The sequence below is a fragment of the Kitasatospora sp. NPDC059146 genome (assembly GCF_042786665.1).
Taxonomy (GTDB): Bacteria; Actinomycetota; Actinomycetes; order Streptomycetales; family Streptomycetaceae; genus Kitasatospora.
This window is the reverse complement of the sequence record NZ_JBHZCY010000054.1, coordinates 13,737-27,212: the sequence shown is the minus strand read 5'-3', so window position 1 is coordinate 27,212 and position 13,476 is coordinate 13,737. Positions and strand designations below refer to the sequence as shown.

Genomic DNA, 13,476 nt, shown 5'->3' with positions numbered 1-13,476 from the left:
CCCTCACGGATTGGGAGTGCACCCGGCCGATTCTGCCCTGGCCGCCGTCCGCGCGGTGCGGCGGTCGCGCAGCCACCGCAGGCCGAACACCACCACGGCGGCGTACGTCCAGCCGGCCAGGATGTCGATGATGAAGTGCTCGGCGCCGTAGACCAGGGTGAACGCCATGGCGAGCGGATAGGCGACCAGCAGGGCGCGCAGCCAGGGCCGGGCGGTGGGCCAGAACAGGAACAGCAGCATCGCCGGGTAGGCGGAGTGCAGCGAGGGCATCGCGGCGACGTCGTTGGCGAACTGGCTGCCGTTCTCCAGCAGCGAGTCGGCCTGCGGCAGGCCCGTGTTCGAGATGGTCTCCCAGACCACCCGGTGCAGTTCGGGCATGTTGCCCTGCTGGCCGACCAGCCACGGCGGGTCGGCGGGGTAGAGCAGGTAGGTGGCGAAGCCGGCGAAGGTCAGCGTGAAGTAGCAGGCGAGGAGCTGACGGAAGCGCTGGTGGGAGCGCCGCCACAGGACGGCGAGCAGGACGAACACGACGAGGAAGTGCGAGAGGTAGACGGTCGTCGCCGCGTAGTCGTACCAGTGCGGCGAGCCGGGGGTGTAGAGCGCGTGCTGGAGCCGTACGGTCCAGGTCTCCCCGAAGCCGAGCACCTCGTCGAAGCGCAGCTGGGGCAGCCAGTGCGGGGCCCAGGGGGTGTGGGCGCCGTAGCCGCGCAGCAGCGAGTAGGCCCAGACCACGGCCATCACCGGGACCCAGTCGCGCAGCACCAGCAGGAAGCCGCGGGGGCCGTGTCCGCTGTGGACGGCGGCGGTGAGCAGGGCGCCGATCAGCCAGAGGAAGACCACGTCGTTGGCGAAGGCCATGCCCTGGGTGGCCAGGAACCAGACGAAGGCGGTGAGGTAGGCCGGCCAGGCCAGCAGTCGCAGTCTGGCCAGGCCTCCCCGGCGGTTGCGTTCGGTCACGGGACGCAGACGTCCGGCCCGCACCGGGGTCGGCGGGGCCGGGCTCAGCAGCTTCGTCATGTTCAGCGAAACTAGCAACGCAAGCTTGGAGGACTCTGGGCGAACGATGACCGGCTCGTAAGAAAATCGCACGGTTGGGTCAAATCTTGGCGGACGAAGGTCCCGTGACGGGGACGAACGGTCCGGCGGAGCGGCCTCGCCGCCCCGGTCAGGCGACGGCACCGAGCTCATGCGGGGTGTTGTTGAAGCGTCGTCCGCCGTTGGCCGTCACCGTGACGATGTCCTCGATCCGCACCCCGAACCGGCCGGGCAGGTAGACGCCGGGCTCGATCGAGAAGCACATGCCGGGCACCAGCGGCCGCTCCTCGCCCTCGACCAGGTACGGCGGTTCGTGGGTGGTGATCCCGATGCCGTGGCCGGTGCGGTGGATGAAGTGCTCGCCGTACCCGCCGTCGGTGATCACCCGTCGGGCGATCCGGTCGATCTCCTGGCAGCTCACTCCGGGCCGGACCGCCTCGAAGGCGGTCTGCTGGGCGAGCCGGACCAGGTCGTGCACCTGCCGCACCTCGTCCGGGACGTCCGGGCCGACGTGCACGGTGCGGGTGGTGTCGGAGCCGTAGCCGTCCTTGAGGCCGCCGAAGTCCAGCACCACGGTGTCCCCGGTGCGGATGATCCGGTCCCCGGCCTCGTGGTGCGGGTTGGCGCCGTTGGGGCCGGAGCCGACCACCGTGAAGTCGACCTGGCTGTGGCCGTACTGGATCAGCAGCGCGCCGAGGTCGGCGGCGACGTCGGTCTCCCGGCGGCCGGCGAAGCCGACCTCCAGGATGCCCCGGTAGGCGGCGTCCGCCGCGCCGCCGGCCGCGGCCAGGCGCTCCAGCTCCTCGGTGTCCTTGACCGCGCGCAGCATCGGCAGCGCCTCGGTGAGCGAGGTGAAACCGCTGCCGGGCAGGGCGGACTGGAGGCCGAGCAGGTGCATCGCCCAGGCGTTGTCGGAGATCCCGTAGCGCCCGGCCGGTTCGAACAGCGGGCGGGCGGTGGCGTACGGGTCCTCGCCGTCGGACCAGTCGAGCAGCTCGACGGCCGGGGCGCCGAGCGCCTTCTCGGCGTCCGGGCGCTCCAGCCTGGGGACGATCAGCGCGGGGCGGCGGCCGGGGGCGAGGACGAGGGCGGTGAGCCGCTCCGTGACGGCGGTGGGCCGGTAGCCGCACAGGTAGCTCAGGTCGGGGCCGGGGGCGACCACCAGGCCGGCCAGCCCGGCGGCCGTCGCCTCGGCGGTGGCCCGGGCCATCCGGGCGGCGTGGTCCTCGGTGGTGAACGGACGGGGCACGGTTGCTCCTCCTCGGGGTCCTTCGGCGTCGGGTCGTCCGTTGGCGGGTCGTTCGACGTCGGCTCCTTCGATGGTGGCCGACTTCCCGCAACTGCGCCATGGTCAGCGGCTGTTGGCGAAGTGCCGGAGGAACAGCGCCTCGACGTGGGCCATCCGCCGGATCTCCTCCGGGTCGACGCTCTCGTTCGGCGCGTGGATCAGGCAGCGCGGCTCCTCGACGCCCATCAGTACGAGCTCCGCCGCCGGGAAGGTGGTGGCCAGGACGTTGCAGAGCGGGATCGAGCCGCCCTGGCCGAGGAAGGACAGCGGCTTGCCGTAGACCTCCTGCGCGGCCTTGTCGAGCGCGGCGTACGCGGGCCCGCCGGTGTCGGCCCGGAACGGCGCGCCGGCGCTCTCCCGTTCCGCCGTGACCCGGACGCCCCAGGGTGCGGCCGCCTCCAGGTGGGCGACCAGCGCGTCCTGGGCGGCGCGGGCGTCGGTGCCGGGCGGCACCCGCAGGCTCACCCGGGCCCGGGCGGTGGCCGGGACGGCGGCCGCGGAGCCGACCACGGGCGGGCAGTCGATGCCGAGGACGGTGACGGCGGGGCGGGCCCAGAGCCGGTCGGCGACGGTGCCGGAGCCGGTCAGCCGGACGCCGTCCAGCACCCCGGCGTCGGTCCGGAAGGCGCCCTCGTCGTAGCCGACGCCGCTCCAGCTGCCGGTGCAGTCCAGGCCCTCGATCCGGGTGCCGCCGTCGGCGTCGCGCAGCGAGTCCAGCATCCGGACCAGCGCGGCCAGGGCGTCCGGGGCGGGGCCGCCGAACATGCCGGAGTGGACGTCGCCGGTGAGCGCCTCGACGCCGACCACCACGGTGACCACCCCGCGCAGCGAGGTGGTGGCGGTGGGCACGCCGACGGCGGCGTTGCCGGTGTCGCAGATCAGCAGGGCGTCCGCGTGCAACTCCCCGGCGTGCGGGGGCACGTACTGCTCCAGGCCGCCGGTGCCCTGCTCCTCGGAGCCCTCGACCACCAGCTTGAGGCCGACCGGGACGTCCTCGCCGAGCGCCCGCAGCGCGGTGAGGTGCATGACGATGTTGCCCTTGCAGTCGGCGGCGCCGCGCCCGTACCAGCGGCCGTCGCGCTCGGTGAGCCGGAACGGCGGGGAGGTCCAGGCGGCTTCGTCCAGCGGGGGCTGGACGTCGTAGTGGCTGTACAGCAGCACGGTCGGGGCGCCGGGCGGGGGCGGGCGGTGGCCGACCACGGCGTGGCTGCCGTCCGGGGTCTCCTCCAGGTGGACGTCGCGCAGGCCGGCCCCGGTGAAGGCGTCGGCGACCCACTCGGCGGCCTCCCGGCACTTCTCCGGCGGGTACTGCCGGGGGTCGGCGACGGACGGGATGGCCACCAGCTCGGCCAGGTCGGCCCACGCGCGGGGCATCAACCCGTCGATCCGCCGGGCGAGTTCGTCGGTCATCTGGGGCTCCTACTTGCGCACGGTGTCGCGCAGGTCGAGGTCGTCGATCTTGTCCTGGATGGCGGCGAGCCGGTCCGGGCAGTAGACCGAGAGCACGATCGCCTCGGCCTTGACCACCTCGCGGTCGGAGAGCACCGGGCGCTGGCCCGGCCCGCCCGCGCCGTTGGACATCCCGTACGTCCACTGCGCCTGGTTGAGCGCGTTCGCCGGGTCGGCGCAGACCGCGCCGCCGTCCTCGCCGAGGGTGTGGGTGATCTGGTCCCGGGTGGGCACCGGGTAGCCGGCCGAACCCAGCCGCGTGGCGAGCTCCCCGGCCTTCTCGTTCGCCAGGTTCGTGGCGTGCAGCTGGGTGAACGACAGCAGGCCGGTGACCAGCATCGCGACCAGCAGCACGATCGAGCCGAGGTAGATCCAGCGGTGGCGGGAGGCCATCAGGCCGGTGGTCATGACGTCGTACCCCCTTCGGTCCGGCGCAGCTCCTGCGCCTCCTGGGCGGCCAGCTCGGCCGCCGCCTCGGGCGAGCGCCAACTCGGCCTGCGCAGCCGCAGGAAGAGGAGGGGGATGACCAGCCCGAGGAGCAGCAGGCCGCCGCCGACGATCCCGATGTACGACCAGACGCTGCCGCTGCCGAACTGCGAGGACGGCACGAAGCCGATGCCCATCGCGGCGGCCGACGCGAGCAGGCCGATCACGCAGATCGGCACCAGGGCCGGGGCCCGGTAGCCGCGCGGGTGGTCCGGCTGGGTGCGGCGCAGCCGGATCGCGGCGCTGAACATCAGCAGGTAGACGATCAGGTACACCTGGGTGGTGATCACCGAGAAGATCCAGTAGGCGCTGGAGACGTTCGGGATCAGTGCGTAGAGCAGGGCGATGGCGGTGGTGACCACGCCCTGGGAGACCAGCAGGTTCTGCTGGACGCCCTCGCGGTTGAGCTTCTGCAGGAACGGCGGCAGGTAGCCCTCCTGACGGGAGATCAGCAGCAGGCCCTTGGAGGGCCCGGCCAGCCAGGTCAGCATGCCGCCGAGCGAGGCGGCGATCAGGGCCACCGCGATGACCGGGGTGAGCCAGCCGATGTCGAAGTACTGGAAGAAGGCGTCGAAGGCCTGCATCACCCCGGCGGTGAGGCTCAGTTCGCTGGACGGCACCACCCAGCTGATCGCCAGCGCCGGCAGGATGAAGATCGCCAGCACCATCGCGGAGGCGGTGAACATCGACCGCGGGAACTCCCTGGCCGGGTCGCGCAGCGAGGAGACGTGCACCGCGTTCATCTCCATGCCGGAGTAGCTGAGGAAGTTGTTGACGATCAGCACCAGGCTGGCCAGCCCGGTCCACTGCGGGAACAGGTGCGAGGCGTCCATCGGGGCGGCGGAGGAGTTGCCCTCGCCGAGGAAGACGAAGCCGAGCACCACCAGCAGGGTGCCGGGGATCAGGGTGCCGATCACCAGGCCCATCGAGGAGAGTCCGGCGACCGCCTTCGTCCCGCGCGAGGAGACCCAGACGCCGGTCCAGTACAGCACCATGATCACGACCGCGGTGTACGGGCCGTTGCTGGCCAGCCGGGGGTTCACCACGTAGGCGATGGTCGAGGCCACGTAGGCCAGCAGCGACGGGTAGTAGAAGATCGTCATCGCGAACTGGCACCAGACGGCCAGGAAGCCCAGCGGCTTCGACAGGCCCTCCGAGACCCAGCGGTAGACGCCGCCCTCCCAGCCGGAGGCCAGCTCGGCGGAGACCAGCGCGGTCGGCAGCAGGAACACCACCGCGGGGACGAGGTAGAGGAAGACGCAGGCCAGCCCGTACACCGCCATGGTCGGGGCGGAGCGCAGGCTGGCGACCGAGCTGGTGGTCATCAGGGCGAGGGTGATCCAGGACATCCGCGGCGCGGCGGCCAGTCGGCCGGCCACCGAGCCGCCGCGCTCCCGGGTGGCGGGGCCGGCCTCACCCCCGGGGCCGGTCGTACCCCCGGGGCCGGCCTCGCCGCCGGGGCCGGGCGGGGGCGCGTCCGTGGCACTCATCGGTCCTCCTCCGGTACGGCCCCGGTCGGCTGCGCGGGGAGCGGGGCGCCGGGGAGGGAGCCCCGGCGGCGGGCCGTACCCGGCCAGTTCACCCGGTTGCCGCGCCCGCCGCATGCGGCGGGCGGCCGTGCGGGTGACCGGCGTTCAGCCCTGGGCTCACACCGGCGCGGCGGCGGGCCAGGTGGCGCGGCGCAGGGTGCGGCTCGCGGTGGCGGGCAGCAGGGCGGCGGCGAGCAGGGCGGCGATCGCGGCGAGCGTGACGGCGGGGGAGAAGCGGTCCAGCAGCAGGCCGGCGGCGAAGGAGCCGGCCGGCATCCCGGCGGTGAGCAGGGTCATGGTCGCGGCGATCACCCGGCCGCGGAGCCGGTCCGGCACCTGACGGAAGACCAGCAGGTCGAGCATCACCCGCAGGGCCGGTACGCCCGCGCCGACCAGGAACAGCGCGGCGAACACGGTGACCGCCCCGCCGGGCAGCAGCGGTGCCAGCGGGACGGGCACGGCGGTCCAGGCCACCACGAGCAGCAGCACCCCGGGGCCGGCCAGCCGGTGCAGCCGGGAGACCAGGGTCGCCCCGGCCAGCGCGCCGACCGCCTCGCCGGCCAGCGCCAGGCCGATCCCGCTGCTGCTGGTGCCGTGTTCGCGCAGCAGCACCATGACGGGCAGCAGCAGGGCCGCCCCGGTCAGGTTGATCACCAGTAGGACGGCCAGTGCGGGGCGCAGCAGCGGGGAGGCGGCGAGGAGGCGGAAGCCGGCCAGCGCGCCGCCCTCGTCCTCCTGCTCCTCCTGCGCGTCCTGCTCGTCCTGCGCGTCCTGGCCCGCGCGGCCCGGCTGCCCGGCCGCGGCCGCCGGTCCGGCCGGGAAGCGCACCAGCAGTGCGGTGATCAGCGCGACCAGCGAGGCGAACGCGGCGCCGAGGAAGGGCACCGAGCGGCCGAGTCCGAACAGGAACCCGGCCAGCGGCGGGCCGGCCAGCGCGGCGCCGCTCATCCGGGCCTCGTCCTGGGCGAGCGCCTGCGACAGCTGCTCCGGCGCGACCACCGAGCGCAGGGCCAGCAGCCGGACCGGGCCGCTGTAGGCGATGGTCGCGCCCACCAGTGCGGCGACCACCAGCAGGTGGGCCAGGGCCAGCCGGTCGAGTGCCAGGGCCACCGGGACGCTGGCCAGGGCCAGCAGCCGGACGGCGTCGGAGGCGACCAGGACCCGGCGGCGGTCCCACCGGTCGGCGACCGAGCCGCCGTGCACGCCGAGCAGCAGGGTGGCGGTCATCTGGACGGCGCCGAAGGCCCCGGCGGCGGTGGACGAGCCGGTGAGGGCGAGCACCAGCAGGGGGAAGGCGGTCTCGCCGATCATCAGGCCGAGGGTCGCGCAGGAGGTGCCGGCCCACAGGGCCTGGAACCGCAGGTTGCGCCGCAGCGGGACGGGCGGCGGCGGGTCCGCCGGTCCGGGTGCCGCTGCCTGCTCGGCCGTCCCCAGCCCGACCGCCGTCCGCTCGGCCGTCGCCGTGGTGTGCTCCGTCATGGACCGACCCCCATCGTTCGCGTTCTCCGACACCGTTCACGCTCACGTGAATGATGGCGTGAGCGTGAGTGATTGCGCAAGGGTGAGCGCTCACCGAGCGGTGATTGCGGGCGGAGCGGCCGATCTGCGAGGGTGGGCCCGTGGCCGAGCACGAACAGGAACCCGCCGACGGGGACGAGCAGCAGCAGCCCACCACCTGGGTCAAGGAGCGCCAGGTGGGCGACGTCGCGGTGCTCAAGGCACTGGCCGACCCGCTGCGCCTCGCCATCCTCGGCGCGTTGAAGACCGCCGAGGACCGTCCGCTGACCGCCAAGGAGCTCGCCGCCGAGCTCGGCGAGCCGCAGACCAAGCTCTACCGGCACATCAAGCAGTTGGAGAAGGCCGGGCTGGTCCTGGTGGCGGGCACCCGGCTGGTCTCCGGCATCGTGGAGAGCCGCTACCGGGTCGCCCAGGACTCCATCCGGCTCGCCCCGGAGATGTTCACCGCCGACTCCCCGGCCCGCTCCGAGGCGTACGACGCCATGCTGGCCGCGATCGACCGGGTCCGCGGCGAGTTCCGCGCCCATGTGGCCGACGGGCGGCTGGATTTCAGCCGCCCGCAGGACGGTTCGGGCCCGTCGGCCGGACTGTTCGCGCACTTCACCCTCCGGCTCGACCCGGACCGGCTGGCCCGGCTCCGCGCCCAACTGGCCGACATCTTCGACGGCTTGTCCGAAGAAGGTCCGAGTACGGCCGACGACGCCGTGGACGTGACCCTCTTCACCCTGCTCTACGGTCTCCGCGCGGGCACGGAACGATAAATTCCGGGCCGACTGTCGGTGCGGTGGGACAGCATGTCGGGCATGTCGTATGAACTCCAAGCGCTGATCGGCATGTTGGAGCTGCTGACGGTGGCGGCGGCGGAGGTGCCGGCGGCCCGGGTGGTGCCGCTGGCCCAGGGGCTGGCGCTCATCCCGGTCACCCCCGCCGTGCTGTCCGCGCTCCAGGGCGACGCCGCGGTGTCCAGGTCCGTCGGCGGGGCGGGATCCGGTGGGGCGGGATTCGGCGGGTACTCCGACGGGTTCGAACTCCGGCTCGCCGCCTGGTCCAAGGCCGGTCCGATCGTCCGCGTCGAGGCCGAGTACTTCGGTGGCGGCGGGACCCAGCGCGCCGTCGGCTGGTTCGACGGCCGGGTCGTCCTGGGCCCGCTCGCCAGTGGCGAGTTCGAGCCCGCGCCGGCCGAGGGCACCCCGATCTCGCGCGCCCTGCGGTGGCTCGGCGGGTCCGTCGCACCGGGGCGGGCGGACGAGTTCGACTCGGTCGGGCTGGGGGCGCACCGCAGCACCGCAGGATGGGCACAGGGCTGAGCCGTCGTCCGGCGCGCCGCCGTTCGGCGTACCTGCGGTGGCCGGGCCCGGGCGGCGACCGCACGGTGTGAGTCAGGCGATCTCGCCTGACTCGCACTGAGAGGAAGCAGTACCCATGCGTTCCACCCGGATGGCCGCCACCCTGACCGCAGCCCTCGCGCTGACCATGGTCGCCACGGCGTCCGCCACCGCCGCCGGCCAGGCAGCCTCGGCCCCCCGCACCACCGTTTCCGCCCCCGTCGTCCCGACGGCCCCGACCGCGCCGGACGCCCCCACCGCGCCGGACACTCCCACGGTGCCGACGGCGCCCACCGCGCCGGACGCCCCGACCGCGCCGACGGCGCCCACCGCACCGGACACCCCGACCGCGCCGGACGCCCCGACCGTGCCGACGGTGCCTACCGTTCCGGACGCCCCGACCGTGCCGACGGTGCCCACCCTGCCGGACACCCCCTCCGTGCCCGGAGCCCCGGCGGTCCCCGCCCTGCCCGCCCTGCCGGCCCTGCCCGCCGTCCCGGCCGCGCCGGACCCGAGCGCGGCCCTCGGGGCGCTCGGCGACGTCGTCAAGCTGGTCACCGGACTGCTCTCGACGGTGACCTCGGCCGTCCCCGACGTCGGAGGTGTCGTCCAGCAGCTCCTCGCCGCCTTGCAGGGCCTGCTCGGCCAACTCCCGAGCGTGCCGGCGCTGCCCACCGTCCCGGGCACCGCCGCGAGCCCGTCCCGGCAGCTCCCCGGTTCCGCACCCGCGGGCCTCCAGAAGCAGCTCGACGCGCTGCGCGCCCAGGCGCAGGCGCTGACCGCTGCCGCCCGTTCCCACCCCGCCACCGACTGACCGTCATCGGTCGGCCGTGACCGGCCGACCCCTGTCGGCCGCCGCGCGAGGCCCCGCTCCCCGGTCCGGGAGCGGGGCCTTGTCGTCGTCCCGACGTCTGCCAACAGATCTTCCTGTCGAAGCGTCAGATGAGAACAGATCTTCATGTCGACGCAGAAAATGGATCTAGCTTTTCCGTTTTCGACGGGCTACGGTCGTGCTCATGCCGGGCTTCGAACAGCCCGGCCGGGGTGGCGATTTCCGAGGTTCACGGGGGAACTTCCATGGCGTCCGGCCGTACGGTGGGTTACTTCGCGCTGCGCTCGATCGGCTGGCTGGTGGACAACCTCCTGGTCTTCGGGATCCCCCTGCTCTGCTACCGGGTGACCGGCGGGCTCACCTGGTCGGGTGTGGCCGTGGTGCTGACCTGGACGCCCCGGCTGCTCTCGCTGGCCGGTGCGGGCTACCTGGTGGACCGGCTGTCGATCCGCCAGATCTTTCTGGTCAGCGACGCGGGACGGCTCGCCCTGGCGGCCGTCTGCTGCCTGCTGATCCTGCTCCGGCCGAGCACCGCGGTGCCCGTGGTGCTGGTCTTCGGCATGCTGTCCGGCGCGTTCTTCGAGCAGACCTTCGTGGCCGGCGAGAAGGCCGGGCGGCTGCTCACCCCGCCGGAGCGGGCGGCCCGCACCCAGTCGGTGCTGACCGGCCTGGAACAGGCCGCCATCATCGCCGGGCCCGCGCTCGGCGGACTGCTGCTGCTCTTCCCGCCGGTGGTGTTCGTCGCCACCGCGGGAGCCGGCTACGCGGCCAGCCTGCTGCTCGCCCTCGCCCTGCCCGCCGGCAGGGCCGACCCGGACGCGGCGCCGTCCCCGCTGGCCGGCCTGCGCCGGACCGTACGGGATCCGGTGCTGCGCAGCGTGGTGCTGCTGACCATGGGGCTGAACTACCTGCTCAGCCTGCTGATCGGCAGTGCCCCGGCCCTGGTCGCCACCCGGTACGGCGTCTCGGAGAGCGCGCTCGGCTTCGTCTACTCGGCGGCCGGCGTCGCCTCGATCGCGGTGGTCGGCATCGCCCCCTGGCTGATCGGCCGGCTCGGACTGTGGCGCTACGGCATCGGCCTGGCCGTCGCCTCCGCGCTGGTCTGCCTGGGGCTGTCCGTGGCCCCGGACCTGGCGCTGTTCGGCGTCGCCCTCGGGGTGTTCCTGGCCCTGGACTCGCTGTTCAGCGTCTACCTGCGCACCACCAGGGCCGAGCGGGTGCCGACCGGGGAGTACGGCAGCGCGGTCGCCGCCTTCGGCCTGCTGCTGGTGGCGCCGATGCCGGTCGCCGGGGCGACCCTCGCCCTGGCCGGCTCCTCGGTCGACCCGGCCACCCTGCTGCGGGTGGCCGCGGTCGGGGCGCTGGTCCTGGCCCTCGCGCTGCTGCCCGGGCTGGCCCGGGCCGGCCGCCCGGCCCCCGCCGACCCCCACCACCCTCACGACCCCCACCCTCACGACCCCCACCACCACGACGCCGGAACGGCGACCGTGGCCCACGAACGGGAAGACATAGCACGATGACCAAGCATTCGGACCGGCGCATCCTCGTGATCGAAGCCCTCTCGGGGGGTGTGCTGCTGGTCGAGGCCGCCCTGGACCTGGGGATCGGCGTCGTGGTCGCCAGCGCGGACACCGAGGACCGGGTGATGCCCGCGCACCTGCGCGACCGCATCGACGCACTGGTGACCGTCGAGACCAACGACCTGCCCGCCCTGCTCGCCGCGGTCCGCGAACTGCACGAGCGCCTCCCGCTGTCCGCGGTCTTCCCCGGCTGCGACGTCTACGTCCCCAACGCCGCGCACCTCGCCGCCGAACTGGGCCTGACCGGCCTGGACGTGCGGACGGTGGAGCAGGTCCGGGACAAGACCCGGATGCGCGAGGCGGTCGAGGCCGCCGGGCTGCGCAGCCCGCGCTTCCTGGAGGTGAGCTCCGACCAGCACCTCGCGAAGGCCGCCGAGCTCACCGGCTTCCCCTGCGTGGTCAAGCCGGTGGACCAGTCCGGCAGCCTCCACGTGTCGGTGGTCCACGACCTGGACCAGCTGACCGACGCGTACCGCCGGCTCAGCACCGACGACTTCGTCGACCTCGGCCGCCCGATGATCGAGCGGGCCCTGGTCGAGGAGTACCTGGACGGGCCGGAGTACAGCGTCGAGGGCTACGTCCTCGACGGCACCACCACCGTCGTCGCGGTGACCGAGAAGCTCCTCGCGCCGGAGCCGTACTTCGCCGAGATCGGCCACCAGCTGCCCGCCGCCCTGTCGGCCGAGGCCTCGGCCGCGATCGAGGAGTACGTCCAGAGCGTCGTCCGGGCGGTCAACCTGAGCGTCGGGCCGTTCCACTGCGAACTGCGGCTCACCGCCCAGGGCCCGGCCCTGGTCGAGATCGGCGCCCGGATGGGCGGCGACCGGATCGCCGAACTGGCCCAGCTCGCCACCGGCGTCAGCCTGCCCAGGGTGTGGCTGGCCGGGCTGCTCGGCCTCGACCCGCAGGAGACCGGCGCCTTCGGCGAGCCGGTCGCGGCGGTCGCCGGCATCCACTTCTTCACCGCCCCCGGGGAGACCCGCTTCGACCGGGCCACCGGCCTGGACACCGCGGCCGCCCTGCCGGGCGTGCGCGAGGTCCGGCTCGACCTCGCCCCGGGCGACCCGATCCACCCGCACCTGGACGACTTCCGCTGCCGGCTCGGCCAGGCGGTCTTCACCGCCGACTCCCCGGCCGCCGCCACCGCGCTGCGCGGCGCGGTCGACGCCGCCGTCCGGATCAACCCCCAAGCGGAGGACGAACGGTGAGCGAGCTCCTCGACTACCTGGCGGTCGGCGCCGGCCCGGCCAACCTCAGCCTGGCCGCCCAGGCCGAAGCCCACCCGGGCACCACCGGACTGCACCTGGACCGCCGCGAACGGCCCGCCTGGCACCCGGGGCTGCTGCTCCCCGACGCCACCCTGCAGAACTCGCCGTTCAAGGACCTGGTCACCCCGGTCGACCCGACCAGCCGGTTCTCCTTCCTGGCCTTCCTCGCCGCCAAGGGCCGGTTCTACCAGTTCCTGACCGCCCGCTTCCCGGCCGTCCACCGCGCGGAGTTCAACCAGTACCTCGGCTGGGTGGCCGACCAGCTCGGCGACACCGTCCGCTACGACCACGACGTGACGGAGGTCCGCTTCCACGGCGACCACTTCGAGACCGAGACCTCCCGGGGCACCTTCCGCTCCCGGCACCTCGTCCTCGGCGCGGGCCCGCAGCCGTACCTCCCGCCGGTGCTGGAGGGCGCCACCGGGCCGGCCGTGTTCCACTCCAGCGAGTTCGTCCAGCACGCCGAGGCACTGGCCGGCCGCCGGGTCGCCGTGGTCGGCGGCGGGCAGAGCGGCGCCGAGATCGTCCGCCACCTGCTGGTCGGCCAGGCCCGCCCGGAGCGGGTCACCTGGGTCAGCCGGCGGCCCGGCTTCCTGCCGCTGGACGAGTCGGCCTTCACCAACGACCTGTACCTGCCGGAGGCCGCCCAGGACTTCTTCGGACGGCCCAAGGAGCAGCGGGCCGCCCTGCTGGCCGAGCAGAAGTACGCCAGCGACGGCGTCAACGAGGGCCTGCTGGCCGAGCTGTACCGGATCGTCTACCTGACCAGCCACGTCGAGGGGCGCCCGGAGCTGATCCGGCTGCTGCCCGGGCACGAGGTCGCCGGGCTCGCCGAGCGGGCCGACGGGCTGCGCCTGGAGCTCAAGTCCGACGGGGCCGAGACCGCGGTGGACTGCGACGCGGTCGTGCTGGCGACCGGCTACGTCCAGCAACTGCCGCAGTGCCTGGGCGCCTTGACCGGGCGACTGCGGCTGGAGGACGGCCTCCCGGTCGTCCGGGAGGACTACTCGGTGGAGTGGGACGGGCCGGACGGCCACCGGATCTACCTGCAGAACGGCGCCCGGCACGCGTTCGGCATCACCGATCCCAACCTCGGCCTGCTCGCCTGGCGCAGCCGGGCGATCCTCGACAGCATCCGTACGAACGGGGGTTCCTGACGATGCATC

12 protein-coding genes are annotated in these 13,476 nt (G+C 73.9%); 6 read left to right on the top strand and 6 right to left on the bottom strand.

Annotated features, from left to right (window positions below; all coding sequences use genetic code 11):
- Positions 1 to 3 precede the first annotated feature (3 nt).
- The 6 genes from ACFXPX_RS22900 to ACFXPX_RS22875 form a co-directional block, all read right to left on the bottom strand.
- The gene (locus tag ACFXPX_RS22900; RefSeq protein WP_375881916.1) at positions 4 to 1,017 is read right to left on the bottom strand and encodes a phosphatase PAP2 family protein; all 1,014 of its coding nucleotides are present in this window, start codon (positions 1,015 to 1,017) and stop codon (positions 4 to 6) included.
- Positions 1,018 to 1,165: 148 nt separating this feature from the next.
- Positions 1,166 to 2,245: an aminopeptidase P family protein gene (locus tag ACFXPX_RS22895; protein ID WP_375882347.1), complete on the bottom strand. Its 1,080-nt coding sequence runs from the start codon at positions 2,243 to 2,245 to the stop codon at positions 1,166 to 1,168.
- Between the two features lie 141 nt (positions 2,246 to 2,386).
- On the bottom strand, positions 2,387 to 3,733 hold the full coding sequence (locus tag ACFXPX_RS22890) for a dipeptidase (RefSeq protein WP_380529200.1): 1,347 nt from the start codon (positions 3,731 to 3,733) through the stop codon (positions 2,387 to 2,389).
- Between the two features lie 9 nt (positions 3,734 to 3,742).
- A complete protein-coding gene (locus ACFXPX_RS22885; RefSeq protein WP_375881922.1) occupies positions 3,743 to 4,180 on the bottom strand; it encodes a hypothetical protein in 438 nt (145 codons plus the stop codon).
- Positions 4,177 to 5,748, bottom strand: coding sequence for an APC family permease (locus ACFXPX_RS22880; protein WP_380586155.1), 1,572 nt, complete (start codon positions 5,746 to 5,748; stop codon positions 4,177 to 4,179). Before ACFXPX_RS22880 ends, ACFXPX_RS22885 begins: the two co-directional genes overlap by 4 nt.
- A 156-nt stretch (positions 5,749 to 5,904) precedes the next feature.
- Entirely contained in the window at positions 5,905 to 7,266 is a 1,362-nt protein-coding gene (locus tag ACFXPX_RS22875; RefSeq protein ID WP_380586152.1) for an MFS transporter, read from the bottom strand.
- A 140-nt stretch (positions 7,267 to 7,406) separates the two neighbouring features.
- On the opposite strand from ACFXPX_RS22875, the gene ACFXPX_RS22870 reads away from it, so the two are divergent.
- The 6 genes from ACFXPX_RS22870 (at position 7,407) to ACFXPX_RS22845 (ending at position 13,467) form a co-directional block, all read left to right on the top strand.
- Entirely contained in the window at positions 7,407 to 8,066 is a 660-nt protein-coding gene (locus tag ACFXPX_RS22870; RefSeq protein ID WP_375881929.1) for an ArsR/SmtB family transcription factor, read from the top strand.
- A gap of 42 nt (positions 8,067 to 8,108) precedes the next feature.
- On the top strand, positions 8,109 to 8,612 hold the full coding sequence (locus ACFXPX_RS22865) for a hypothetical protein (protein ID WP_380642972.1): 504 nt from the start codon (positions 8,109 to 8,111) through the stop codon (positions 8,610 to 8,612).
- Between the two features lie 115 nt (positions 8,613 to 8,727).
- Complete coding sequence (locus tag ACFXPX_RS22860) at positions 8,728 to 9,444, top strand: hypothetical protein (RefSeq protein WP_380642970.1); 717 nt, start codon at positions 8,728 to 8,730, stop codon at positions 9,442 to 9,444.
- A 263-nt stretch (positions 9,445 to 9,707) separates the two neighbouring features.
- The gene (locus ACFXPX_RS22855; RefSeq protein WP_375881938.1) at positions 9,708 to 10,982 is read left to right on the top strand and encodes an MFS transporter; all 1,275 of its coding nucleotides are present in this window, start codon (positions 9,708 to 9,710) and stop codon (positions 10,980 to 10,982) included.
- The gene (locus tag ACFXPX_RS22850; RefSeq protein ID WP_380642968.1) at positions 10,979 to 12,250 is read left to right on the top strand and encodes an ATP-grasp domain-containing protein; all 1,272 of its coding nucleotides are present in this window, start codon (positions 10,979 to 10,981) and stop codon (positions 12,248 to 12,250) included. The genes ACFXPX_RS22855 and ACFXPX_RS22850 overlap by 4 nt, the downstream gene beginning before the upstream one ends.
- Complete coding sequence (locus tag ACFXPX_RS22845; RefSeq protein ID WP_375881942.1) at positions 12,247 to 13,467, top strand: lysine N(6)-hydroxylase/L-ornithine N(5)-oxygenase family protein; 1,221 nt, start codon at positions 12,247 to 12,249, stop codon at positions 13,465 to 13,467. Before ACFXPX_RS22850 ends, ACFXPX_RS22845 begins: the two co-directional genes overlap by 4 nt.
- Positions 13,468 to 13,476: the final 9 nt, after the last annotated feature.